This window comes from Streptomyces sp. MMS24-W38 (assembly GCF_059889265.1).
On sequence record NZ_JCBCPP010000001.1, the window covers coordinates 7,021,756 to 7,046,762 of the forward strand.

General features: G+C 69.7%; 19 protein-coding genes and 1 pseudogene. 10 read left to right on the plus strand and 10 right to left on the minus strand.

Annotated features, from left to right (window positions below):
• Positions 1 to 1,210: 1,210 nt before the first annotated feature.
• A complete protein-coding gene (locus AC6F7H_RS30990) occupies positions 1,211 to 1,555 on the plus strand; it encodes a hypothetical protein (protein ID WP_500760936.1) in 345 nt (114 codons plus the stop codon).
• Positions 1,556 to 1,632: 77 nt separating this feature from the next.
• Positions 1,633 to 1,923, plus strand: a complete 291-nt coding sequence (locus tag AC6F7H_RS30995; RefSeq protein WP_500760939.1) for a hypothetical protein — start codon at positions 1,633 to 1,635, stop codon at positions 1,921 to 1,923.
• A 213-nt stretch (positions 1,924 to 2,136) separates the two neighbouring features.
• On the opposite strand, the gene AC6F7H_RS31000 is transcribed toward AC6F7H_RS30995, so the two are convergent.
• Together AC6F7H_RS31000 and AC6F7H_RS31005 are read right to left on the minus strand one after the other, a co-directional pair.
• Positions 2,137 to 3,528 (minus strand): cytochrome P450, encoded by a 1,392-nt coding sequence (locus AC6F7H_RS31000; RefSeq protein WP_500760941.1) that lies wholly within the window; start codon positions 3,526 to 3,528, stop codon positions 2,137 to 2,139.
• Positions 3,529 to 3,885: 357 nt separating this feature from the next.
• The gene (locus AC6F7H_RS31005; protein WP_500760943.1) at positions 3,886 to 4,368 is read right to left on the minus strand and encodes a hypothetical protein; all 483 of its coding nucleotides are present in this window, start codon (positions 4,366 to 4,368) and stop codon (positions 3,886 to 3,888) included.
• 749 nt (positions 4,369 to 5,117) lie between these two features.
• Between AC6F7H_RS31005 and AC6F7H_RS31010 the strand changes: the two genes are divergently transcribed.
• From AC6F7H_RS31010 to AC6F7H_RS31020, 3 genes and pseudogenes are all read left to right on the plus strand, one after another.
• The gene (locus AC6F7H_RS31010) at positions 5,118 to 5,984 is read left to right on the plus strand and encodes a nuclease (RefSeq protein WP_500760945.1); all 867 of its coding nucleotides are present in this window, start codon (positions 5,118 to 5,120) and stop codon (positions 5,982 to 5,984) included.
• Between the two features lie 436 nt (positions 5,985 to 6,420).
• A pseudogene (locus AC6F7H_RS31015) lies at positions 6,421 to 7,139 on the plus strand (IS6 family transposase).
• A 549-nt stretch (positions 7,140 to 7,688) separates the two neighbouring features.
• Positions 7,689 to 8,468 (plus strand): hypothetical protein, encoded by a 780-nt coding sequence (locus tag AC6F7H_RS31020; RefSeq protein WP_500760948.1) that lies wholly within the window; start codon positions 7,689 to 7,691, stop codon positions 8,466 to 8,468.
• Positions 8,469 to 8,704: 236 nt separating this feature from the next.
• Here the strand turns inward: AC6F7H_RS31020 and AC6F7H_RS31025 are convergent, their stop codons facing one another.
• From AC6F7H_RS31025 to AC6F7H_RS31035, 3 genes are all read right to left on the minus strand, one after another.
• The gene (locus tag AC6F7H_RS31025; protein ID WP_500760950.1) at positions 8,705 to 9,103 is read right to left on the minus strand and encodes a transposase; all 399 of its coding nucleotides are present in this window, start codon (positions 9,101 to 9,103) and stop codon (positions 8,705 to 8,707) included.
• Between the two features lie 249 nt (positions 9,104 to 9,352).
• Positions 9,353 to 10,174 carry an alpha/beta fold hydrolase gene (locus AC6F7H_RS31030; RefSeq protein WP_500760953.1) on the minus strand — a complete coding sequence of 274 codons (822 nt, stop codon included), beginning with the start codon at positions 10,172 to 10,174 and terminating at the stop codon, positions 9,353 to 9,355.
• Between the two features lie 626 nt (positions 10,175 to 10,800).
• Positions 10,801 to 11,100, minus strand: coding sequence for a transposase (locus AC6F7H_RS31035; RefSeq protein WP_500760956.1), 300 nt, complete (start codon positions 11,098 to 11,100; stop codon positions 10,801 to 10,803).
• Positions 11,101 to 11,241: 141 nt separating this feature from the next.
• Here AC6F7H_RS31035 and AC6F7H_RS31040 point away from each other — a divergent pair, with 141 nt between their 5' ends.
• Both AC6F7H_RS31040 and AC6F7H_RS31045 read left to right on the plus strand, forming a co-directional pair.
• Positions 11,242 to 11,766, plus strand: a complete 525-nt coding sequence (locus AC6F7H_RS31040; RefSeq protein ID WP_500760959.1) for a hypothetical protein — start codon at positions 11,242 to 11,244, stop codon at positions 11,764 to 11,766.
• 481 nt (positions 11,767 to 12,247) lie between these two features.
• Entirely contained in the window at positions 12,248 to 12,877 is a 630-nt protein-coding gene (locus AC6F7H_RS31045) for a hypothetical protein (RefSeq protein ID WP_500760961.1), read from the plus strand.
• A gap of 288 nt (positions 12,878 to 13,165) precedes the next feature.
• Here AC6F7H_RS31045 and AC6F7H_RS31050 read toward each other — a convergent pair whose 3' ends face one another.
• From AC6F7H_RS31050 to AC6F7H_RS31060, 3 genes are all read right to left on the minus strand, one after another.
• A complete protein-coding gene (locus tag AC6F7H_RS31050; RefSeq protein ID WP_500760964.1) occupies positions 13,166 to 16,009 on the minus strand; it encodes a poly(A) polymerase in 2,844 nt (947 codons plus the stop codon).
• On the minus strand, positions 16,009 to 17,748 hold the full coding sequence (locus AC6F7H_RS31055; RefSeq protein WP_500760967.1) for an RNA ligase family protein: 1,740 nt from the start codon (positions 17,746 to 17,748) through the stop codon (positions 16,009 to 16,011). The genes AC6F7H_RS31050 and AC6F7H_RS31055 overlap by 1 nt, the downstream gene beginning before the upstream one ends.
• Before the next feature lie 379 nt (positions 17,749 to 18,127).
• Positions 18,128 to 18,577, minus strand: coding sequence for a MarR family winged helix-turn-helix transcriptional regulator (locus AC6F7H_RS31060; protein ID WP_500760970.1), 450 nt, complete (start codon positions 18,575 to 18,577; stop codon positions 18,128 to 18,130).
• Positions 18,578 to 19,030: 453 nt separating this feature from the next.
• Between AC6F7H_RS31060 and AC6F7H_RS31065 the strand changes: the two genes are divergently transcribed.
• The 3 genes from AC6F7H_RS31065 to AC6F7H_RS31075 all read left to right on the plus strand — a co-directional run bounded on the left by AC6F7H_RS31065 (position 19,031) and on the right by AC6F7H_RS31075 (position 21,873).
• The gene (locus AC6F7H_RS31065; RefSeq protein ID WP_500760972.1) at positions 19,031 to 19,351 is read left to right on the plus strand and encodes a DMT family transporter; all 321 of its coding nucleotides are present in this window, start codon (positions 19,031 to 19,033) and stop codon (positions 19,349 to 19,351) included.
• Between the two features lie 46 nt (positions 19,352 to 19,397).
• On the plus strand, positions 19,398 to 19,799 hold the full coding sequence (locus AC6F7H_RS31070; RefSeq protein WP_500760974.1) for a DMT family transporter: 402 nt from the start codon (positions 19,398 to 19,400) through the stop codon (positions 19,797 to 19,799).
• Positions 19,800 to 20,421: 622 nt separating this feature from the next.
• Complete coding sequence (locus AC6F7H_RS31075; RefSeq protein WP_500760977.1) at positions 20,422 to 21,873, plus strand: MFS transporter; 1,452 nt, start codon at positions 20,422 to 20,424, stop codon at positions 21,871 to 21,873.
• A 993-nt stretch (positions 21,874 to 22,866) separates the two neighbouring features.
• Here the strand turns inward: AC6F7H_RS31075 and AC6F7H_RS31080 are convergent.
• Both AC6F7H_RS31080 and AC6F7H_RS31085 read right to left on the minus strand, forming a co-directional pair.
• Complete coding sequence (locus AC6F7H_RS31080) at positions 22,867 to 23,994, minus strand: amidase family protein (protein WP_500760980.1); 1,128 nt, start codon at positions 23,992 to 23,994, stop codon at positions 22,867 to 22,869.
• A 316-nt stretch (positions 23,995 to 24,310) separates the two neighbouring features.
• Positions 24,311 to 24,949 (minus strand): HD domain-containing protein, encoded by a 639-nt coding sequence (locus AC6F7H_RS31085; protein WP_500760983.1) that lies wholly within the window; start codon positions 24,947 to 24,949, stop codon positions 24,311 to 24,313.
• Positions 24,950 to 25,007 lie beyond the last annotated feature (58 nt).

The window sequence follows — 25,007 nt, forward strand, 5'->3', positions numbered from 1 at the left end:
GACCTGGGCGGTTCGCCAGGTTGGGGCAGACTGCTGTGGTGAGGGGGCATCCGCCCCAGCTGGACGCCCCCACAGGCCCTCTCTGTCAGCCTTGGGTGAGACATCCCGCTTCGTCGGGTTGGCCCGAGAGGGCACGGCAGGAGAACCACCCCTCATGACCAGCACCAAGCCCGCCGGATCCGACCCGGCTCCCCGGCCGAAGCGCCGCACGTTCAGTCCCGAGTACAAGCTGCGCATCGTGGCCGAGTACGACGCCGCGCCGAAGAACGAGAAGGGTGCGGTCCTGCGCCGTGAGCGCCTGTACCACTCGCACGTCAAGGAATGGCGGGCCGCGCGGGATGCCGGGGCCCTGGAGGAGCTGGTCGATCAGCGGACCAGCCCGGCGAGGCCGAAGAAGTCGCCGGCCACCCGAGATACCCCAGCAGGCGTGGATCAACGACCCGGCCAAACGCCGCGAACCCGCACCACAGACCTCATAGCGTCACGACCGTCTCACTGGACTTGGAATCTTCGTGCGCCGTGGAAAGCGCTGTTCGGCCGAGTGGAGGTGGAAGACCTGCACCGCTCACCCCGTCGCAGCGGGGCGAGCGTAGCTGGCGGCAGCCTGGACCCGGGAGGTGCAGGGGAGGGCGGGAGCAGCCGCGACAAAGCCGGGACGGCCCAGCACTGCCAGATGGGTTGGGTCCGGCGAGCGAGATGCAGAGGCGCACGAGAGGAACCGGCGTCTGCGCCCCGAAATGAGTCACCGGCTCGAACCTGGCGGATCTGGGCCGGATGCGGTGCGCAACCCGCTCCCGAGGGGTGGGGGAACTCCCGGGCAGGTTTGCAGTTGCAGAACCGGGAGGCCGTGGTGAATGCCTGCGGCGTAACCACGGCGAGACCGCAGGGGCAGAGCCGGGCGCCTACTGCGACAAACGGTCAGCAGTGAACACGGGAACCGTCCCGGATCTGCCACCGCACCGTGCGGCCAGCGCGGTTCGGAGGCTGGGCCCGGCGTCGGCCGATCGGTCCGGAACGGGGCGGAGCCGCCGTAGTACTCGGAGCCGGGGAAAGCCTGGAACAGGGTGAAGGGCGGCAGCAGCTACCAGAAGGGAAGGAGACTGCAATGCCAGAAGACGCACCGCCGAACGGCAGTGCTCCGGCCGGACCGGCCCCGCTGGGGCCATCGGGCCGGGTACTGGAGATGCAGACCAAGCTTCACCGTCGGGCGGTGGCCGATCCCGGCCGCCGGTTCGACGACCTGTTCAACTTCGTGCACGACCCGGCGACGCTGCTCGTGGCGTTCGACCGGGTCTCGGGCAACCAGAGAGCCCGGACCGCCGGCGTGGACGGCCTGACAGCCGCCGACGCCGCCTCGACTCCGGGATTCCTGACGGTCCTGCGCGCAAACCTGAAGTCCGGATCGTTCCGGCCGCTTCCGGCGCATCAACTCAAGAAGGTGCCTCTGACCAGCAGAGACAAGGAACGGGAACGAGCAGCTGCCGTCGCCGCGGTCAACAGCCGGCAGGTCCCGGTCGAGGCTGGAGCCGAGCTGTATGAAGGTCAAGAAATGTGAACGATCTCCGTGGCATGCTGTTCAGCACCGCACGATCTCGGCCATGAGCCCGACCCCCTCGTCCATGGGGAGCCCAGGTGAACGATGCCGACGAGCAGGAAGCGGTGACGGGCGACCGGGTCGCACCTGATGACGGCCCGTCACACACCTCCCGGGAGGAACTCGACGCCGCGCTTGCCGCCCTGCGCGAACTGGAGGACCAGTTGCCGCAGACAGCACGCGAGGCCTTCGACGCACTGCTGGCTCCGGACAGTATTAGCCGTTCCCCGGCATCGAACCCGACCGTGTCGCCGCCCTGCCCGGAGGAGCCGAACCGGACGGCGACACATCCCGCGCCGCTTCCCAAGCGCGCGTCGTCGCCCGCCTGAGATTCCTGCGTGCCACCCGGCTCAAGGAGCGGGCCGCACGCCGCCGGGCACCGCGGATGTACTTCTTCGCGGAGATCGCCTGCGGCGCGTACATCAGCAAGCAGACGGTCCACTACGTCTTCGAATACCTGGCAGGCCGTCCTGTCCGGCTTGGAGAGGCCGGACACGCTCTTTGGCGACTGCGGCCGGAAAGCGACGTTGCCTCCTGTCCGTTCATGCCCCGGGGAAAGCCGTGTCCCGGTGAGGAGCGGCCTTTCGGCGCCGCACCGCCATCTGCAGGGTCCCGGGCCGTACGGTGGCCCGTGCGACCGGTTTGACAACCTGATCCCCGGTGAGTTCGAGACGTACCGTCGGTACGATCGTGGCGATCGCGGTGAGCAACTCGGTGCGTGCGTAGCGGTCGCCGATGCACTGGTGCTTGCCGGCACCGAACGGCAGGAAGGCGCCCGTCGGGGGATGCTGGGCGTCGTCGAGCCAGCGGTCGGGGTCGAAGCGGAGCGGATCGGGGTGGAGCCGGGGGTCCCGGTGCAGGGCGTGTTGGCAGTAGGCCAGTTCGGTGCCTGCGGGGATCGTCCACCGACCGAGCCGGGTGGCGGTGGTGGTGCGGCGGGTGACGAGGTAGCCGGTGTGGTGCAGGCGCAGCGCTTCGGTGACGACGCGGTCGAGATACTCCAGCCGGGGCAGGTCCTCGAACGCGATCGGCCGTCCCGCCAGGACGGTGTCGAGCTCTGCCAGCACGTGGGCCTCGACCTCGGGGTTGCGGGCGAGTTCGTACAGGATCCAGGAGAGCACGCTGGCGGTGGTCTCGGTGCCGGCCACGGCCAGGGTGAGGATCTCCGAGCTGATCTCGTGTCCGCTCAGCGGCCGGCCGGTGTCGGCGTTACGGGCCCGCAGCAGCATGGAGAGCATGTCCCCGGAGTCGTGGCCGGAGGCCTGGAGGTCAGCGACGGCGGCACTGACCCGGGCGCGCACCGCGTCCCGGGCGCGGTTGAAGCGGCGGTTGACCGGCAGGGGGAGCCGCTCGGCCCAGTCGGGCAGCATGACGCGGGCCCCGACGCCGTTCATCACCACCGACAGGTCGCGGCGCAGTTCGCGGAAGGCGGTGTCCTCGATGCTTCCGCCGAAGACGGTCTTGGCGAGGATGTCCAGGGACAGCTGCACCATCGCGTCGCGGACGTCCAGTTCCTGGCCGGGCTGCCACGCGGCTGTCGCGCCGGCGGTGGTGGTGCGCATGATGTCGACGTAGCGGGCGATCTCGGTGTGCGCGAACGCGGGCTGGAGCTGGCGGCGTTTGCGGACGTGGGCGCGGCCCGCGGCCGTCACCACGCTGTCGCCGCCGAGTAGGTGGCCCATCTTCTCGAAGAAGCGGCCCTTGTCGAGGCTGGGGCCGAGTGTGGTGAGCATCTCCTGGATCAGGGCCGGGTCCTGTACCACGAGGGTGCGGGTGCCGGGCTGGAGGGTGATCTCGATCAGTGGCTCGCCCGTGTCGCGCAGCGAGGCGAGGAAGGCGAGTGTGTCGCGGGCGAGGTGGGGGGAGTGGCCGAGGAGGGGAAACGAACCTGCTGCCCGAGGTATGGGGATGGGGGAAGGCGCAGCGAGCGTCACGGTGAACCCTTTCCGGGGGATCATGTGGGGTGCCCTATGACTTCCCTGGCTCTTCCCGTCGGTAATCCTTCCCCGCAGGTGTCCTGCGCCACGCAAATGGCCGGAAACGGCCAACGCCATACTGGACCGGTGGGGTAACACAACTGCGCCACCGGGAACCGGGGTTGGCGGAAAGGGAAGCGTGGTCCGCCGGGGTGCACCTGCCGCGAACACTTCCTGGTCCGCCCATATGGGTCAGGCGGCGGGGAACTTCCAGACGTAGGGCTCGCTGCCTGCCTCCGCCCAGTGGACTTCAACCGACGTGGTGTCGGCGGGGACCATGTAGGTTTCGCAGAAGACGTGGCTCTCGCCCTGCTCTCAGCTCTCCACGGCGTAGGGGTCCTCGCAACCCGCCTCGTCCTCCCCGGCACCGATGAGGACGGCGCCGCGCTGCCCGTCGGCCCACACCGAGGTCTCGTCACCCACCTCGGGCGAATCCGTAAGCACCGGACCGCCCTTGTGCGTGAACTTCACGTGCGTGACCGCGAGCACCAGGCCCTCGGCCTTCTCCGGGTCGGCGACCACCTTCTGCGCCTCGGCCTCGGTGCTCAGATCGACCTTCTCGGCGACGATGTCGTAGGTGACGGTGCCCGGGTCTTCCTCGTACTCGGCGGTGGCGCTCTCGCCGGTGGCCGGTTCACCGCCGGAGGCTGCCTCGGACGGGGTCTCCCTGGTCTTCGCGGCAGCGGGACTCTGGGCGCCGGCTACCGGTTCCTTGCTTTCTCCGCTGCAGCCGATCAGGGCGAGGGCGAGGACTGTGGCGAGCGCGGCAGCGCGCAGTGCGGTGACGTGGTGGGGCACGACGAACTCCATTTCATGGCGGGTGACATGAAAGGCCGCGGAGGGGCAGTGAAATGCAGCCCCGCGGCTTGCCCGACCGGCCGGTCACTTACCCGTGCCGACGGCAGTGCATCGGTGTGATCACACCGGGCTCGCCAGGGACTGGCCTACCCGACTGTGAACTGTCAAGGACCTTGGGCAATAAGGGAGTTGAGGGCAGTCCGCCCGCCGTACCGCTCGGGTGGAGGGCCATACCGGGCTTCCGTCCACCGACGACGTCACCCCCTGGTCCCGGACCCGGTTGCGCCCGGCGGCACCGAACCGGCAGCACGTCACTTCGGGGCGGCTACGGCCTGGTGGGCGACTTGCCGGAGGGCCTGGTCGACCAGAGGGTGGGACGGCACGGCCAAGCCCAAGATCATCCCACGCGCCAGCCAACGTGACAGTGCCGCTGCTGGTACTCCCCGCGCCCGCGGGAATGGTCCCCGAACAGGCTCATCTGGTGCCTGCGCACCAACCTGCTCCCCGAAGGTGAGCCGCGTCGGCGCTTCTTGTCGGGCGTCTGGGTGAGGTCCTCTCCGCGCGAGCGGAGGTGAGCCGCCCTCGAGTACGCACGTCTCAAGCGTGCTGCCGTCCTGGACGCTTACTGCTCTGCGGATCTAGCGTCCACCAGTTGCGTGATTTTCATACGCACCCGGCTCCATGGCAAATGCAGGCAGATCCGAGGCGAGTCACGGTGAAGGCACCACGCGTTCACGAGGGGAGCCGCCATGCCGATGCTGCTGATCAAGGGCACGTACCAGATCACCGGAGCCGGTCCCGACGGGGACTCCATCCGCTTCTACCCCGACGACCCGGACCAGTGGGACCTGCTGCGCGGGCGGCGGGTGCGGCGCAACCGCCGCGGCGGCGCACAGCTCCGGCTCGACGGCATCGACACCCTGGAGACCCACTACCGCCCGCCCCGGGGCCCCGAGCTCCATCAGCCGGCCCCGTTCGCCGGCAAGGCCGCCGACGAACTGGTCACCTGGCTGGGCTTCAGTGGCGTACAGCGCAGCGCCAACGGCATCGTCACCAGCACCCACGACCCCCAGCCCGGCTACGTCCTCACCCGCAGCGTGGACGTCCACGGACGCTGCGTGGCCCTCGCCGGCCGCGGCGCCGACGTCCCGGGCGGCAGCGGCACGTTCATCAACGTCACCCCGGAGCATCTGCGACTGACGGCCAATCATCACCAGCTCACCGTGGGTCTGGCCTACCCCACCTTCTACCGCAAGCTCTTCGTCGACCTGCGCGAGGAGATGACCGCGGCCGCCCAGCAGGCCCGGCAGAGCGACCTGGGCCTGTGGCCCAAGGACCAGACCCAGAGCGGGGCGAAGGTGGAGGGGATGTCCACCCTGACCGACACCGCGGTGCTGCTGCCAAAGCTGTTCCGCCGGCTGGCGGACTACCTTCAGCTCAACGACGGCGACCCCTCGCTGGCCGGCTTCCTCGCCTACCTGGCGCAACGGGAGGACAGGCTGTTCATCCTCTCCACCGGGCAGTGGACAGGATTCGACACCGTCGTCGATGTCACCAACGGCAATACCGTACGGCTCACCCACACACCGGAGGACCTCGTCTTCGACGAGAAGTAACCGATCCACCGCTGCCGTGATCGGCATCCTGGCCTGCGCGTTTCAGTCACCGCAGTGTCCGGAGGGTCTGTAGGGCCGCCGGTGGTGGTGGCCGTGCGGGGTGTCCCCTGTAACTGAAGCCGCAGGACGCCTGAGGCGCGCTCTTCGGAAATCCCGGTCAACCAGTCGAAGACGGTCGTTCCGCGCTCTTCACGCGCTGCGGTCAGTTCGGCACCGATTTCCGGACGGTTCGTGGGGTGACAGCGCGACAGGCGGATCTCCAACCGCCGAGCGGTCTCCGGGTAGCCCAGATGCTCGCGGGACACCTGATGGTCCCGCCACTCCACCACGTAGCCATCGTCGTCGGGCGTCCCGAAGCCATCACTGGGCGTTGTCACGTTGGCTGACCGGCCTGGGACGATCTTGGAGTTGATCGTGCCGGTCAGGGGGATCGCTCGTGTCGTCCGCGTCGCCGTCGTACCAGGGGCACCGGTACCCGATCGAGGTGATCTCCCACTGCGTGGGGCGGTGCTTCCGCTTTCCGCCCGGCTTCCGTGAGGCCGGGGAGCCGATGTTCGAGCGCGGCGTGCTCGTCTCCCACGAGACGGTCCGGCGCTGGTGTGCGAAGTCCGGGCAGGTCTGCGCCAACGGCCTGTGCCGTCGGCGTGTGCGGCCGGGCGACGCATGGCACCTGGACGAGGGCTTCGTGAGGACCAACGGTGAGCTGACGTACCTGTGGCGGGCCTCGACGCCGACGGCACCGTGCTCGACATCCTGGTCCAGGGCCGAAGGGACACCGCCGCGGCCCGGCGGTCCTTCCGCAAGCTGCTCAGGAATGCCTGCTCGGTGCCGCGGGTGATCGTCGCCGACCAGCTGCGCTCCTACGGCGAGGCCCACCGCGAGGTCATGCCTTCCGTCGAGTACCGCTCGCACCAGGGCCTGAACAACCGGGCCGCGAGCAGCCACCAGCCGACGAGGCAGCGCGAACGTGCCATGAAGGGCTTTCACTCCGTCGGCGGAGCACAGTGGTTCCTGGCCGCGTTCAGCGGCATCTCACCGCATTTCAGGCCCCGCTGTCACCGGATGACCGTCCCCGAACACCGCACCGGGGTGACCGCCCGCTTCGCCGTCCGGGACCAGGCCACCGGCGCCACCGCCCTGCTCGCCGCGGCCTGAGCGCGGAGCCGGAACCCGGCCCCACCGCAACCGACACCCCGTCAGGCACTCTCATGCGCTCCGCAACGTGGCAGCGCCCTCCAGGGCGCTCGCGTGGGCTCGCCGGCCGGCCGCAGGTGCCCGGTGACGAGGATCTGGGGCCAACGTCAGGTCTTCACCTTCACCGGGACGTTCTCCAGGAGCTTCACCCTGCAAACGGCAGCACGTCACCGGCCCGCCCGCCCGAGTACCCCACCCGTCACCTGGCAGCGCAACGGGAATACCGGTTTCACCCGATGGGGCAACGGACGACATGCTGCGGCTGCTGGTGAGCAGGCGCCGGAAAAGTCCCCCAGACGGCGTATCGGGGCATCAAGACCACTACAGGAAAAGCCACCTGCTTATCCGTCAGCACGCCATGACACGGCACACAGGCACCCCCCTGTAACCCGATTGGAGTCAATCTGCCTACTTTCCCTTACGTCTCGATATGACAGATATGTGAATCGGTCAGTACGTTCATCAAGAGTCGGCTGGCCAGTCGATTTCCCGAGACAGGAGAAACGTGTGATGAAGACCCGTTCCGCCGTCGCTACTGCGGCCGTCGCGGCCCTGGCCGCCACCGGTATCACCTACGCCTCGGCGTCCGCCTACGAGCCGGCGCAGGCCGCCCCCGCGGTGCAGAAGGCAGCAGCTCCCGACTCGGCCCCCGCGGGCGGCGACTCCGGCAAGGACAACGAAGGCAAGGACAACGAAGGCAAGGGCAACGAAGGCAAGGGCAACGAAGGCAAGGACAGCGGAGGCAAGGGCAACGAAGGCAAGGACAGCGGAGGCAAGGGCAACGAAGGCAAGGGCAACGAAGGCAAGGACAGCGGAGGCAAGGGCAACGAAGGCAAGGGCAACGAAGGCGGCGACTTCGAAGGCAAGGACAACGAAGGCGGCGACTTCGAAGGCAAGGACAACGAAGGAAGAGGCTTCGAAGGCAAGGACAACGAAGGCGGCAACTTCGAAGGCAAGGACAACGAAGGAAGAGGCTTCGAAGGCCGGATCCACATCAACGAGCGTTCCTACTCGGCCGTCCCGGGCGACTGCATCACCGTCGTGAGCGGTCTGGGCTCCCGCAGCCTGAACATCCGCAACGACAGCTGGCGGACCGTCGAGGTCTTCCGCGGGGCCACCTGCGACAACGGCGCCCCCATCGCCACCGTCGGACCGCACAGCTCCAGCGACGGCGTGCACCCCCGCCACGTCAGGGGCGGCGTCTTCGTCAAGCACGGAGTGGTGGGCAGCTTCCGGGTCGTCCACCACTTCGGCAAGCACGGCGGGAACGAAGGATTCGGCGGACGCTGACCGGACCGCCGCCCCGGCGCAGCACACAGACCCCGGCCCGCTGGAATCGGGCCGGGGTCCCCTGCAGCATCCCGTCCCGAACACCCGCTTTCATATACCCACCAGGGCACATCATCGCAAATCAGAACAAAGACACCCTGCCGGCCCAGCCCCTCTCCTCGGTCTCAACTGACCGGGAGTGTCATGAATCAGGCTCTGACAAGATTTTCGTAGTCGTTGATCGTCAGCTGGATGGATCAGTTGAGCAGGATCCGGTGGCGGAGGAGGCGGAAGCCGGCCCGGCCGTACACCTGGTGCTTGATCAGTTTCGTCTTGGTGCTCAACGCATTCACCCCGCCGTTGTGGAACGGCGGGGTGAATGCGTTGAGCACGGCGTCACGGTCGCGTTCCAGGCCGCGGGTGAAGGAGTCCAGGGGCGGCAGGTCGTCGGCGCGGACACGAGTGATCCATTCCTTGATGTGCCGGGCGTTGTCCGGGGCCGGGCTCAGGAGGCCCGTGAAGGTCCGGATATGCCCGGGCAGGGCGGTCAGCTCGGGGCAGGTGCCGGACAGTTCCGCGAGGAGCGCGCGGTCGGTGTCCTTCTGCCCCCGATGGCCTCGTCGGCGGCATGCCGCACGTAGCGGCTGTGCTCCCACTCCGATCCCTGTCCGCAGTCCGGGCAGGGCACCGTGACCCCCGCGGGGGCTCGCACCGTGATCCGAACCGGGGACGGACCGGCCTTCGCCCCGTCGACCAGCACTCCGGCCAGTGCGGGAAGCAGCTCCGTCAGCTCGACATCACACGCCACCAGCCTGCCTCACCGAAACGTCAGCCAGGGCCAGAAGCGCAAGGTCGAGCAACGGCTACGAAAATCTTGGCAGAGCCTGATTCCTGATAGACCTGCACTAACGGTCGAGGAACGGGCCCAGTATCGAGATGAGCTCGGCGGGCGCGTCCAACGCTATGAGGTGAGCGGCGGTGGCGAACTCGACCAAGGTGGCATCGGGGATCTCAGAGGCGTACCGGCGGGCGATGTCCTGGAAGTCGGCGACATCGAGCTTGCCGATCCCGACCAGTGCGGGGACGGAGATGACGGCGATGTCGCCGGTTGCGACGCCCTGGGAGCGCTTTCCCCTGATTTCTTGGTTCACCAGCGACGTTCGTATCGGGCCGCGGAGTTGGTCGGCCAGTCCAGCGGCGACGTCCTCCCACCTTCGAGCCGACCCGCGCAGCCACATGTCCAGGTTGATACGGACGGCGGCGTCCAAGTCGCCCGAGGCCAGGGCCGCCGTTTCCGCCTCGTCGTACGCGACCATTTCCGCAGACCAGTGGTATCCCGGCCATGGCGGGGCGAGCAGCGCCAGGGAGTGCACCCGGCCCGGGTGGGCGAGAGTGAAGTCCACGGCCACGCGGCCGCCCCAGGACGCGCCGACGAGCCGGACGCGTTCGTGGCCCAGGTGGTCCAGGAGACGGCGCAGATCGTCGGTCTCGCCGAACGGGCCGGTCGGCGGTGCGGATTCACCGAAGCCGCGCAAGTCGTACCGAATGACGGTGTGCCGTTCCGTCAGGTCGGGCACGATCGCGTCCCACATACGGTGGTCGGCGATACCGGCGTGCACGAGTACGACGGGCGGTCCGTCGCCGACGACGACGTAGGAAAGGTGGCCGAGATCGTCGGCGAGTGTGAGCATCCGCAGATACTTGCAGGACGACAGTGCGCGGGCCACCCAATAAGGGGAAGGCTTCTCCTCGCCCTCGCTGCTACTGCCATCTGGCTCCGCTCATGATCAGAGCGACAGTTCCTGACCCCGGTGAACCTTCTGGGTCACAGCTCCAGTAGGACTCCGTCAGGTCGTTGCGGATCTTGCTGCTTGGTGTCTGCCCGGGGCGTGGCAGCGGGCGGCGGCAGGTGGTACAGATTCCGGTCCGGCAGTTCAGCAGGTCCTGGATGGCGTCGAGGATCTGGTAAGGGGTGAGGCCGGTGTGCCGGCTTTTGGGGCCGGCCGCTGCTCGAGTCAGTCGGCGCGAGCGCACCACGGCCGGGCCCGCACCGTAAGGAAGCGGGAGGTCATCGGGGAGCGGGAGCCTTTTCGCCGGGTCACCTCGCGAAAGGCCTCCCGGCCGGCGGCCGCAGCCGGTTTTGCCACCGGCAGGGGCGGCTGCCGGTAGCGGGGCCGGGATTTGCGGTTGTTGCCGGACCGGGGCGGGGCGGCGGGGACCGCGTCATGCGGCTGGACAGCCGCATGACGCGGATGCCGGCCACGTACGCGATCTCCCGCAGGGCCAGGCCGTCCCGGAGACCGGCGTTCCGGCCGTGGCCGGCGTCGGCCACCACGAGCGGCGGTACCAGTTGTCATCCGGCCGGTTCGTCCCAAGCGTCCAGGGTCGGCCGCCGCTTCTCCCGGTGCCCGACGTCCTTTGGGGCGCCGGTCCGGGATTGCCGGCCGGTATCCTCCGCCCACTCCTTCGGCAGGAACAGCCGCCGGCTGAGCGGGCACGAGGCAGCGTCGGTGACCGCGTACCCGCAGACCGCGCCCCGGCAGAGGGTCGCGGTCCGCGGCCGGTCCGCCGGTTCGTACCGCACGGGTGCATGGATTTGGCGTCGCAGCACCGCGTTCTCGTGCCGCAGCACGAGCGGTTCGGCACACGACATGACACTGCGTCTCCCCGCATGTCTGCGGACGGATACCGTCCGCCCTCTGGCGGACGCGCGTAGAGGTCCGCCATGATCTGCGTGCACCACCTGCACAGCCACCCCCCAAGGAAACCTGGCCCCCAGCAGGAAGGTCCGCACATGAAGGCCGTGAAGGCTCTGAGGTTCCCGAGGATCCGCTCGGTCCTGATCGCTCTCGCTCTGGTCATCGCCCCCGGCGCCGCCGTCATCGGCACGGCGGGCGAGGCGTCCGCCGCCACGAAGATCAGCCACGCCACCGCGACCTCGATGTTCCGCGAGGTGGGCATCACCTGGTCGTCCTCCGGCAACTGCTCGAACCGCAACGTCTCGACCTGCACGTCGTTCGAACAGCTCAACCTCGCCACCGCCCAGGGCGCCCAGACCCTCAAGCGGGCCAGCGGCTGCGCGCTGAACGTCACCGGCGGCACCGAGACGGGCCACGCCTCCGGGACGTACTCGCACTGGAACGGCTACAAGCTCGACTACAGCAAGTACGCGTGCCTCGGGAACTACATCAAGAACAACTTCGCCTACATCGGGGTACGCGGAGACGGCGCCCAGCAGTGGCGTTCCGGTTCCGGCAACATCTACGCCGAAGAGGGCAACCACTGGGACGTCACGTACTACAACTGCGGCGGCTGCTGAGCCGGAGTCCGCACACCTCGCGGCCACCGTTCGACCCGTCGAGGGCGGGTCGAACGGTGGCCCGGGCCGCACTGACCGTACGGCTCGTCTCCCGGCCGCCTCGCAGTCCCCGCCCGCCGAGCTCCGTCCCCACCTGCAGGAGCCGGCCCGGCGCACCCATACCGTCTGCACAGGCGCGACCGCGTGTCATGGCTTGATCCGCCAGTATGAGCCCCGACACTGACAACGGTGTCCCGTCTGCTGCCGGAGAAGGCCGGTGACTCCGCTCCACAGACCGCACCGAGTCAACGCCCGCTCACACGGCGGACCAGAAGATCACTCCACCCGCTCAGGCGACGTGACAGTGCCCTCAGGCGTTGCACCGTGCGGCAGGTCCTCGTGCCCGGCGGCGGGAACCATCCGGCCGAACCGACTCGTCACTGATCACGACCGCCCCTCAAAGCGGCGGGGGGCACCATGAGTGAAGTCGACGGGGGTTTTGATGAAGCGCGCATCTGCGGCAAGAGTGGGCCTGACGGCCGTGGTGGTGTCGGCGATGCTGACGGTCAGCGGCTGCCGGGAGGACGACACGGGCCTCCCCGACCCCGACGCCTCCCCGAGGGGGCAGGTCTCCGAATCCGCGTCGCCGACGCCTTCGGCGGAGCAAAGCGGTCCGCGCACCCTGCTGGACGCCCCCCGAGCGGGCGGCCTGGACAAGCTGACGGGAGACCGGGCCCTGACGGACGCTCCGGTCGACCCGGGCGAGATGCGAGAGGGCATGACGCTGGTCATCGGCAACTACGGGGACCCGGGCGGGCAGGGGGCGCCGGTGCTGTTCGAGGGCGTCGACCACGTGCCCGAGGACACCGGCAAGCGCCGTGAGCACCTGTTCCGGGGCATGATCGAGTACATCCAGTGGGACCCGGAGCTGGGGCAGCCCGAGGCGCAGCCGGTGGAGCCCGGGCCGCTCGGCGGCTCGGTGGAGTGCCTGCTCGCCTCGTTGAGCGAGGAGGGCAACGTCATCTGCGGGTGGGCCGACGAGGGTACGGCGGCCGTCGCGCTCTTCGAGGACAGCACGCTCGCCGATGCGGGAAGGCTCTTCGTCCAGATGCGTGGGGACCTGGAGCGCTGACCGACCGGCGAGCGAGAACAAGGCCGCAGTCCCGGCCGACGGGCCGGACACTCTGTCCCGGAGGCCCCGGCGGGCTCCCGGGACCGCTGAGGGCAGGCATGGTGGTGCGGGAACGCCGCCGATCCATGGCCCGGCAGCGGGTCGAAACCGAAGGTCGGAGCGCCGGCTGAAAGCCCGCGGGACCGCGTCGGGACGTACCGGCGCTCCACGGCATCGCCGACGCCCCGACCGAAGCCGGCACTCGCGGGATCCGGCTCGGGGTGACGTTCCTTGATGTGTCCCCTCCAGTCAGCGCAGGGTCGGTACGGTGCCGCATTCCGCCCACGTGACGTCGACCCCGCGCAGGTCTCCGCCCCATTCCTCGGAGATCTCCGCGAGCCGGGCGGCGTCGGGCGGGGTGCGGCCGAGGCCGATTGCGTACCGTGCGAGCGCCGGCCCGGTCTCGAACGGGCGGGGCCAGGCGTACGCATCCCTCGCTCCGACGTCCTCCAGAGCGGTGAGCAGCGCTCGCAGACGCCCCCGGACGCGCCCCAGAGTCTCCTCGAACTCCTCGGCAGAGCCCGGGCGTACGGTCAGGATCGCCCAGGCCGCGTGCTGCCGGTGCGGGGAGGGCGGCGACAACAGCTCGGGCCAGGGGTCCGTGCCCGCATCCGCTGCCGTTTCCAGGACGGTCCAGGCACGGTAGAGCTCATCGGCCAGCAGGTCCCGGAAGCAGGCGCCGACCTGTCCGGTGCAGTTGCGGACGGGATCGGTGGGCGTCATGAGCGCCACGGGCGTGTGCGGTCCCGTTCCGGTGGATGTGAGGCCGATCGGGTCCCGCCAGTCCCAGGCGGCCCAGGTGCCGAAGAAGCGGCGGAGCAGGTCCGGAGAGGCCGAGTCCGTGGCCTCGCATGTCGTACGGGCCGCCAGCACCGACCAGGCCAGGCCCGGCAGTCCACCGAAGGGAGCCGAGTCGAGGCCGCGCGCCCCGGCCCACGCTTTCACCTGCCTGGCGAGCCGGGTGAAAGCGGTGTGGTGGTCGCCCACCGCGGCCCGTACGGCGTCCGCGTCGCTCACCGCACTCAGGGCGATCGCCGCCTCCTCGCCCAACTCGGCGCGGCGGACCACTGCTTCGCCGGGGTCGAGCGTTCCGGTGGCGACGACGACCAGGTCGACGTCCAGATCACCGGTGCGCAGCCGCAGGCCCGGCACCCGGGCGCCGGTCACCTGCCGCACCCGGGTGGCCTCCGGCAGCGCGGCGGTCACCCGTGCCCGGACGTCGGCCGGGTCGGCGCTGCCCGGCAGTGCCGCGACCAGGTCCAGGTCCGCTCCGGCCAGGGCGCACCCCATGCGCCGTGATCCGACGACGTGGACGACTCCGTCACCCAGCGCCGCGGAGATGCGCCGCGCCGTCCTGCGCGCCAGGGCGGCCTGGACCTCGCTCTCTGCGGCCGGCTCGGTGGTAGCGGGTTCGGGGGTTTCGGGCAGCCACCGTACGTCGCCCGTTCCGAGAGCGATCGTGGCGCGTGGACGCATCGGTTCGTCGCCCCGGCGGGAGAGCAGGACCAGCTCATCGACCCGTGCCGACATGCCGTCGAGCCGAGCGGCGCATGCGGCGGCGAGGCGCTGCGGATCCCTCGCCCGGCCCAGGGTGAGGTGGGGGGTGAAGCCCTCGGCGCGCCCGCGGCAGCGCGGAAAGCGCTCCTCCAGAGTGCGGCGCAGTCCTGCCCACGGTGCTTCGCCGGCCGCCGCCGGGTCGAGCCAGACGGTGGCATCGTCCCGGTGCCCGAAGGTGTGCACCCCGTCCAGCCGGGTGGTGAAGGCCGCCGTGCCGGCCGCCGCTTCGGCCAGCAGCGGGGCGGCTTGCTCGAAGTCGGACTCCGGCACGAAACCGAAGAGCAGATTGACGTGCGGCGGCCAGCGGTGGAACTGCGGATCGTGCTCCCGGCGGATGCCCTGGAGGATCGGCCACAGCTCCTGAGGAGGTATCCACGCCAGCGCGGTACGGGCTGTCGGCCGGGCGTCGAGGACGTCCGTGGGCTCCGTACCGCTCAGCTGAAGGTCCGCCTCCACGCCGTAGTGGTCAGAGACGTAGAGCCCCTCCGTCGTGGGCGAGTCGCCCCGCAGGAATGCCCCGGTCGCCCGCAGCCGTTCCGCGCGCAGGAAGATCCGGTCCAGCCGGGAGGCCCGGCCGGACAGTGAGGACACAGCGGCCAGCGGATTGACGCCCGGGTCGAACGTGGGCGTCCGGTCGTCGGGCCCGTGCACCTCCGTCCAGGCGTCCCGCAGCCCGAGCGCGGCGGCCGGTTCGTCGCCGCCGTCGTTGAAGTCACCGACCAGGATCAGGTCGCCGTCCACGCCGCCGAGTCCCTCGGCGAGTCGGCCCAGTTCAGCCTGCCGCCGGGCCGCGCCGTTGGGGGAGCGGTCACTGCTCAGATGGGTCGTGGCCACCACAAGTGGACCGGAGCCGGTCTCCACGGTGATGGCGGTGACGGCCTTGTGCGGTCCGAGTTCGTGCCGCCCCGCCTCCCGTACGGGCAGCCGGCTGAGCAGCAGCAGCCCGCTGTACTCGATGTCCTTCCCTCCCGGGGCGGTGCCCAGGGTGTAACCGGCGCGGACCCAGGGTGCCCGCAGCAACAGGGCGAGCAGACCGGCTTCGACCTCCTGGAGCGCGATGACGTCCGCGTCGGCGTCCTCCAGGGCCGAGAGCAGCAGGGGGCGGCGCCGGGTGGTGTCGATGCGGTCGCTGTCGTACCGGTCCCACAGCGTGTTCCAGGTGAGTACGCGCAGACTTCCCGCGCTCGGCACGGTCGTCCGGGGTGCGCCGTCCGCGGGGCGCCATCCCTCTGCCGGTTCCCATGCGTAGGGCGTCCCTGCTGTGAAGAAGGGCGCTCGCAGCAGGCGCGGGTTCCGCACCCGGCCGGCGTCCGACGTGCCGATGCGGTCCACACCGGTGGTGCGGTCCCAGACCAGTTCGCCGTCCGCCTCGACGAACAGCACCCGGTGCCAAGGGATGTCGCCGCCGGGTACGAACGAGGGCAGCGGGACTCGCTTGGGGGCGGCACCGCGCTGGGTGATCCCCAGCACGAACCGGGCCGGATCGAACCGCGGGTCCCAGCGAACCCGGTGATAGATCTCGTCGCTCGTACGCATCACGTCTCTCCTCCGTCCACAATGCCGTCCAACGTGCCCGCGGTGTCGTCGACGGTTCCGCCCGCTCCGATGTACCAAGTGCGGTGGGCCTCAGCCGGGTAGGGCGGGGTGAACCGGTGCAGCTGCGAGGCGAGCACCTCGGGCGGCACCGGGTGGGCACGCTCCTTGTTGCGCCGTGCCAACTCTTCCTCGTCGACCAGCGCGACCACGTGAGTGACCAAGGCGTCGTGGCGCCGTGCCACCCCGTGCACCAGGGAACGTTGGTGCTGGTTGAGGGACGTGGCGTCCCACACCACGGTCCCGCCGCCGGCCAGCGCCGAGTCGAGCCGGCCCAGTCCCTCCCGCAGGACCTCCCCGTTGGCCCGCTGGTCGGCCCGGGAGCCCCGGGCCTGGCGCAGATCGTCGAGGGAGATGCACGAGTCGGTCCGGGGGAGACTCCCGGCGAAGGTGCTCTTCCCGCTGCCCGAGGGCCCGACGAGATGGACCAGCCGGGGAAACGCCCCGGAACGCCACCGCCAACTCGCCGCCACCGCCTCGTCGACGGTGGAGATCCGCCCTTTGGCGAACGCGTCCCGCGCCTGTGCCCAGCACCGGTCGGCGGCAGCGGAGCCGAGGTCGGCGAGTGCGTCCCGCAGCCCGGCCCGCAGCGGCTTCAGCGGCGATTCGCCGAGCAGCCCGGCGTCCTCGGCGTGCAACGCGGACCATTCGACCTGCTCGCGAGCCTCGGCGGTGTGCGCGACCGCCCCTGCGACCGCGTGAAGCACCCCCAGGTCGGCGGCGAGAGCGAAGCGTGCCAGGCCGGTCCGGCGGTCGCCGTCCGGGTACGGGCGCTGAAGCCTCGGGGAGAGCCCGACCAGGTCTGCGATGCGGCGGGCGCCCGGCATGCCCAGCGGCCCCGCGAGGCGGGGCCCGAGCCACGCCCGGCGCGTGCTGTGGAACATCGCGGCCAGGACACCCTCCAGCCGTGCGTCCCCGGATCGGCCCAGCACGTCCAGTCTCGCGGACACATCGGCGACGGCGGCCTCGGCGGCGGCCGGATCCTCCGGGGCGACGCCCAGCGCGGCCGACAGGGACGGCATGTCGGCGGCCGCCCCTGAACGCACCGCCCACAGCGCGGCGTTCGGGCCCAGAGCGTTCTCCACGACAGCGGCGTGCATCCAGTGCGTATCGGTTTGAACGTGTCTTTCGCGCACCCACTTGGCCACCCGCTGCCCGAACTCCAGCAAGCCGAACCCCTCGACGGTGCGTACGACGTAGCCCTCCTGGCGCACGGTGTCCAACCGCAGCGCGCGCAGCGCACGCTCGTCGAAGACACCCCGCCACAGCACCTGCGGCACCGGAACCCCCAGCCGCCGCAGGAACCGGACCGTCCGGTCCCAGTCCAGGCAGCGATTGCCGCCGTCCCAGACGGAGAACCCGTAGAACCAACTCTCCAGGTCTCCGTATGCGATCGAGTGCCGCGCAAAGAGGTTCTCGCCGCAGACCCGCCAGCCATGCGGGATCTCCGAGCCGATCCGTCCCTGCAGGCTCTTCACCCACGCCCGCGAGGGATGGTGCGCAGAATCCGGCGACCGGGCGTGAAGCCCGTCGGCGTAGAGGGTGGTGTTCTCCCCATCGAGTTTCTCGGTGACCACGACCTCGCGGCCGCGCAGCCCGGACAGATCACCGGCTCGTATGTCGTCCGACGCCGCCCCCGGTGACCACGGGAGATGAGGCGTACGGGGGTAATGCACACGCATGATCCGCTTTTCGTGACGATGTCGGGTCCGGTCACTGTAGGAGCGTGACGAGAGCAGATCCACCGAATAACCGCCGATCGGTAGGACACCCCCGGTCTGGGCGGGTGACGTGCCGTCGGCTCTGTGCCTCCTGCCCTTCGGTCACCTCCATGAGGGCGGCTGGGCGCACAGCCGGCAACTTCATGACCGGCTGCGATCGCGCGACTGCTCGGATCTTGCGGTGTTGAACCTGAAGGCATCCAGACAGGTGCATGCTTGGACAAGCACCTACTTGAGCAAGCGCCCAAGTCGCGAAAAGCTGTTTGTTGTTTGTGCAAGTGAACTGGCGCGCCGGGATTCGGGGGCCGCGCCGCGCGAACCGGTTCGTGTGCGGCCGGGGTCAGCCCTGGGCTGCGCGCAGGGCCTGGACCGTGGGGCCCAGATGGGGGTCGCCGGTGAAAGTGTTGAGGGTGGACGACAGTACCTCCGTGTAGGTGGCGCGCGCGGCCTGATAGCGCTCCCGTCCCTCGTCGGTGATGACGGCGTAGACGCCGCGCTTGTCCGACGGGCACAGGTCCTTGTAGGCGAAGCCGGCCGTCTCCAGCCGCCCCACCAGGCGCGTCACCGACGACTGCCCCAGGCCCACCTTGTCAGCCAGGTCCTGCATGCGCAGCTCGCTCTCGTCGGAGCGGTGCAGGTGTTCCAGGGAGCGGTACTCCGAGAGGCCGATTCCGTGCTGACGCTGCAGCGCGTGGGTCAGCTCGCGTTCGACGTGCGCGTGCAGCATGAGGACCCGGTTCCAGACGGCCTGGTCGGACGTGCGCAGGGGCGCAGCGTGTGAAGTTGCCATGGATGCGTCCTCCCCGGGTCGCTGTTTGACAGCAGAGTACATGCTCATGCAAGCTTCTGCCGATTGGCATCTAGTTGCAAGTACAAGCAACTTCACTGGAGGATCTGTGCCCGTGACATAGACGAGCCGCCTTCGGAGCGCGAACGTGGGCCGGGCCCGGCTGCCGTTCTCCGAGGATTGACTGCAGGCAGACGCAGCCCCTTGGCCACCTCACTGCCCACATACAGGTGTGTGCCGTGACGGCAGCGCGTCCCGCCCTCACCACCATCGGGTTCGCAGGGCTCAACCTGCGCAACCGACTCGACTGAGCCCAAGCCGGACGCCCCCGCCTTTGCCTGACGGTGTCCTGACGGACTACTGCTTCGCCGTACCCGCCACCGTTCCCGCGGTACAGCGCACTCCACGGCGGGCCGCCTCCGCAACGCCGACCTTCATCGAACGAAAGGACCACCCATGCAGTGGCTCCACCTCGCTGTCGCAGTCATCTTCGAGATCGCCGTCGCCCTCGCAGCCGGCAAGGCCGAAGGCTTCAGGAACCGCGGGTGGACTGTCGCAACCCTGCTCAGCGGCGCCGTCGCGACCTACTTCCTCAGTAAGGCGCTGCTGACCTTCAACGTCGGCGTCGGCTACGCCCTCTGGACATCCGTTGCCGGCATCGGCATCACCCTTCTCGGAGCGCTGATCTTCGGCCAGCGCCTGAACTGGCGCAAGGCACTCGGCATCGTCGTCATCATCGCCGGGGTCGTCGGCCTCCAGCTCAGTGGTGCCGCCTGAGGCCTCTGCTCTCACCTGACTCATCTCCACGAAAGGACTTGCGCACATGCCCAACACCGCCCGCCCCTCAGCCAACTCCTGGCTCATGCTCCTCCTTGCCGGAGGGTTCGAAGTCGGCTACGCGCTCGCCGTCGGTGGAAGCCGCGGCTTCACCCGCCTGTCGTGGTCGTTGGTCGCCGTCGTGTTCTTCCTCCTGACGCTCTGGGCGCTGAGCGCCGCACTGCGCACCATTGACGTCGGCATCGGCTACGCGGTCTGGGCAGGAATCGGTGCAGTCGGTGCGGCGCTGCTGGGGCCCGTCTTCTTCGACGAGACCCTCAACGCGACCCAAGCCCTGTGGCTGGGCGCCATCATCGCCGGAGTGGTCTGGCTCAAGCTCGCCGACAGGCCGCAGGACACCCAGGAGGCCGCTGCCGGGACGCGGGAGGTCCAAGGCGTAGAACACTGACGGGTATTCAGCCCAACAGTCCTCAACCTCGGTCCTTCGCGACGGCCCGCCGAGGGAGTCCTTTCCGGATGACCCGCTCGCGGCAGTGTCGTGGCCGGTCGTCGAGCATCTGGCCGAGCACCTGGGTATCGAGGACCTGCCGGTGGTGAAGCAGTACACCGGGACGCTGTACGGCCACGCCGGCGCATCCGGGCCACCTACGGTAACCACCCGTGCGAGGATGCCGAGCGGGGCCGGCGGCTCCTACGGTCCTGCACGGCCGGGCGTGGACGGATGCCGAGGGCCGCAACAGGCCGGCCTCGTGGAGAACCGACGGGTCATCAACCTTGATGGGCTGCAAGATCCGCACCGGTGCTCGTGGCGTGGCCCGCCTGAACGATACGGGTCGTGGCGGACGGCCTCCACACGCTTCCGTCGTTACGCGCTCGACGGCGTGTTCACCGGGCTCTGCAACAGATCTGGTCCCGGGCGGACGCCGCCGGTGACGTCGACTGGCTCGTCCAGGCCGACTTCACGATCGCCAGGGCCCACCAGACGCCGCCACGACCGGTCGAAAAGGGGCGCACTGCACCATGCGCTGCCTCGTCAATACGGCGATACGACAAGACGGTTGGAGAAAGTCATGGCATCACCAACGACACTCGGCATGACGCCGCCGAGGAGCCCCGTCGCAGGTCTGGTCACACTGTCCGCGGCCCAGTTCCTCATCGCGCTCGATTTCTCGGTCATCTTCGTGGCCCTGCCCAGCATGGGCTCGGACCTCCAACTGTCCGACAGCACCATCCAATGGGTGCTCAGCGCCTACTCCGTCTTCTTCGCCGGGTTCCTCATCGTCGGTGGGCGGGCCGCCGACCGTACAGGCGCACGCAACATGTTCATCGCCGCTCTGCTGCTGTTCGGCGGCGCCTCCCTGGCCGGAGGCATCGCCGGCAATGCTTCCCTGCTGCTGGTCGCCCGAGGGGCACAGGGAGTGGCCGCCGCCATGCTCCAGCCCTCGATTCTGGCCCTGGTGAACACGACCTTCCGGCCGGGACGCGAGCGCACGCGCGCACTCGCCGTCTGGGGGACGGTGGGCGCCGGCGGTCTCGCCGCCGGCGTCGTCATCGGCGGCCTGCTCACCACGGCGTCCTGGCGCTGGACGTTCTTCGTGAACCTGCCGTTCGCCGCCGTGTGCGCCCTGGCCGCGCCGCGGCTGCTGCCCGGCAAGACCGACTTGGGGAAGGCCATACCCCTCAACGTCCTCAGCGCCGTGCTCTGCACAGCGACCGTGCTCGTCTCGGTGCTGGGACTCACCCTGGCCGCGGATGTCGGCTGGACCGATCCGATCGCGCTGGGCAGCTTCGTCGCAGCCGTGGTCCTGCTCGCCCTCTTCGTCGCCCGGGAGCGCGGCAGTGCCCAGCCGCTCGTCGCATCCTCGCTGCGGGGTACTCGCACTCTCGTGGTCGGCTGCGGCGCCTCGGCGCTGTACATGGCGAGCGTGGCGGGATCCGAGTTCTACCTGGTCACACTCCTGCTCCAGGAAGGGCGCGGGTTCGCGCCACTGGCCGCGGGCATCGCCTTTCTGCCGCTGGCGGTGTGCATCACGCTCGGCAACATGATCGCCGGCCGTCTGATCGACTCCCTCGGCGTACAGCGCACGTTGCCGCTGGCCTTCGCCATCGGAGCGGCCGGCCTCGTGCTGCTCGCCGTTTCAGTGCACAACCACTCGTATCTCGTGGGCATGCTTCCCGGCCTCATCGTGAGCGGTATCGGCCACGGCATGATCTACACCTCCATGTTCGTCGGCGGAACGCGCGACGTCGACGACCACAGCCAGGGCGTTGCCGGTGCCCTGATGACCACGACCCAGTATGCGGGCGGCGCATTCGGAGTGGCGGTCCTGGTCCTCGTTCTGGGCACCGACCCCGGTGACGACCGCTTCCTGCCCGCGTTCTTGCTGACAGCCACCGTCGCGCTCATCGGGATCGTGTGGTCCTGGGCGGGATTTTGCGTGCCCGCGGCCCAGGCCGGAACGCCGAAGCCGTCCGCGGTCGGCGAACCCATCGCGGCATCCGGGGAAGGGAGGGCCGGATGACCACCGCGGCCCGGATGGGAATTCTCGTCATCCACAACGACCCCGTGCCCGAGACGGAGACATGGAGAGTGGCTCCGGCAGATGTCTCCGCCCACGCGGCTCGCTTCGAGCGCCCTCGTCCCGCCGATACGGAGTACGTCGGCAGCCCTGCTCGCGCTTTCGTGTCATCAGCCGAGGGCGCCCGGGACCTGGAGCACCTGGGCACCGACAGCATTGCCCTGTGCTTCGGACCGAGCAGTTTCCTCGGAGGACCGCCCTTCGATACGGAGTCGGTCCTGCGGTACGGGCTCGACCGGGGCGCCTTTGAGCCGCGGGCGGACACGGGACAGTCCCTCTCCGTCGGCTGCCCAGTAGCGGCAGCAGGTGGATGACCAGCAGGCAGTCCAGGTGTGCCGGCGAAGCCGGCCCCCAGGTCCCGCAGGCCGGTCTTCCACCGGGCGGCGTACTCCTCGAACCGCATCGCCCCGTATCCGGCGATCCGCTGCGCCCTCGCCTGACCGTACGGCGCGGCCTTCCTCGCGTTGTAGACCTCCGTCAAACGCGCAACGGCCGCCTCCTTGGTGGTGAACCCGGACTCCTCCACCTGCTTTCCGGCCGACGACCGGTATCGGATCTTGTACGGGTGAGGGCGCCTCGACCACCGCGGCCGCGGCTGCTCACAGTTCTTGAAGAACGAACCCCTCCCATGAACCGACGAACCAAAAGGCACAGGCTGCTGCCCCCCGACGGCCGATGCTGACAGTTTGCTGACCAGTAGGGGGTTGGAACGGAGCGGACCTGCGGGGTGCGTTCGAGGCCCTGCCCACACGCACGCCTCGCCGCACCGCCTCCGTTGGAGACCGGTGAACTGCGGAAGGACAAAACGTGCAACGTGGCATCAGCGGCGCAGGGTGATCGGGACGACACTGGCGCGCACATTCGGCGCCGGTGTGCCGGCCGATGCGGTCATCGGGGCAGCACTTCACGCGTCCGGCAGGCAGGCGGGCAGGGGGATCAGGACGGTGTCAGGGCCGTGGAGTCGGCGGTGTGATCGGAGAGTGCGGCGGTCAGGGCGCGATCGCTTCCGGCGGTCGCGACGAGACTGAGCCCGACGGGGCCGGCCGGGCTCTGCACTCCGGGCAGGGTCAGGACCGGCAGGCCCGCCACGCTTGCAGCGCAGATCAGCTGCACGGTCGCGGTACGCAGTGCCATGCCGGTGACGGCCGGGCCTGGCGGGGGAGCCGCAGTCGGGGCCGCCGGCTGTACGAGCGCGGTCCCGGGCGGGATCAGTCCGGCGAGCGCGTTCCGCGCCTGGCTCACGGTGTCCCGGGCCCACGCGAGGTATTCGGGCGGCATGCCCTCGCCCGCAGCGATGGCGTCTGCGACGAGAGGCGAGACGGCCTCACGGTGCGCCTGCAGCCAGCTGCCGTGCAGCTGCCACATCTCCACGGCCTGGAGGACACCCAGCGCCTCCGACCACTCCTCGAGATGTGCGGCGCAGGTACTGCTCCTCGGCTGCAGCGGCATGGCCAGCCGGTCCGCCAACGAGTGGGCTGCGTCGTGCAGCGGCAGACGCAGTGCCGGGTCCACCAGGTCGAACAGGTCCGTGGCCAGGAGCAGCCGTTTGATCGGCTGAGCGGGTCGCCGCGGAAGGAGTACGTCGGACACCCGGCTGAGCAGTTGCGGTGTTCGGGTGATCCAGCTCACGGTGTCGAACGAGGGTGCGAGGCCGATCTGGCCGGTGTGCGGGACCAGACCGTGTGACGGCCGCAGGCTGTACAGCCCGCAGTAGGAGGTCGGCACCCGCACCGAACCCGCCGTGTCAGTGCCCAGACCGATGTCGGCCAGCCCCAGGGCGACGGCGCTGGCCGAGCCGCTCGAGGACCCTCCGGGGACCCGCCCGGGCGCCGCGGGATTCGGTGGCATCCCGTAGTGCGTGTTGAGCCCGGACAGGCCGTAGGCCAACTCGTCGGTCCGTGCGATACCGGTGACGTCCGCCCCTGCCTGCAGCAGGGCTTGGACGGCCGCGGCATGGGCGGACTCGATCGGCGCCTCGCGCAGCCATGCCGGATTTCCCGCCCCGATCGCATGGCCGGCGACAGCGAAGAGGTCCTTGACCGCGACCCGGGAGCCGGACAACACGCCCCCCTTGGGCGCCGCGACCAGCGGATCACCGACAACACGCCAGACCGATGGGTCGATCCCCCCTGGAGCCGATACGTCATCGCGGGGAGCGCTTGTCGTTTCACCGCTGTCGTGGCGAGGCGGGATCAGGAGCGGCGCGTTGGCAACGGCAGAACTCGGCTGCTGGGCAGGCATGAGTGACCTCGACGTGATCGGGAGGCAAGTGCGTACAACCGTTTGTACAGGAGGGCGAACTGGCTGAAGCCGGGTTGGACGACGACGCTGTCGCCGCGCTTGCGGCGCTGGCCGGTCCTCGTCGGTCGAGGGGCCGGGGCTATTCGGGCCAGGCGGAGTTCTTGATGACCTCGACGAAGTCGCCGCGGACGAATCCGGGCACGTAGTGGGCGAGCACGTCGGCCTTGACGTTGCCGAACGTCGTCTCGGGGCGGTCCTTGATGCCCTCGGTGAACGCGGCCAGGATGTGGTTCTTGAAGTCCGGGCGGGGGTGGGCCTCCACCACGGCTGCACGCTGTTCGTCGGAGACCGCGTGGTAGCCGATGCCCAGTACGTCCAGTTCCACTCCCCGGGTGACCAGGGCGACCTCGGGGGCCATGTGCAGCGGGATCTCCGGCGTGGTGTGCAGGGCGATCGCCGTCCAGACCCGGTCGGCCTCCTCGCCGGTGACGCCGTGGGAGTGCAGGAACCGCCGTGCCTCGTCGGCACCGTCGATCTCGAAGCGCTGGTCGGTGCGGCGGAACCGCTTGGTCAGCCCCAGGTCGTGGAACATCGCTCCGACGTACAGCAGCTCCGGATCGAACCGGAGCCCTTGTTCGCGCCCGCGCAGCGCTCCCCAGAGGAACACGCGCCGGGAGTGGTCGAACAGCAGTGGTGAGGCTGCCTCACGGACCAGTTCGGTCGCCTCCTGCGCCAGAGTGCTGTCCGGGATCCGCACGCCCGCGATCGTCTCGATCATGTTCTCTCCACTCCCTTGTCCCGACGGTCCGGCCTCCCTTCCAGGGTCGCCGGGCACG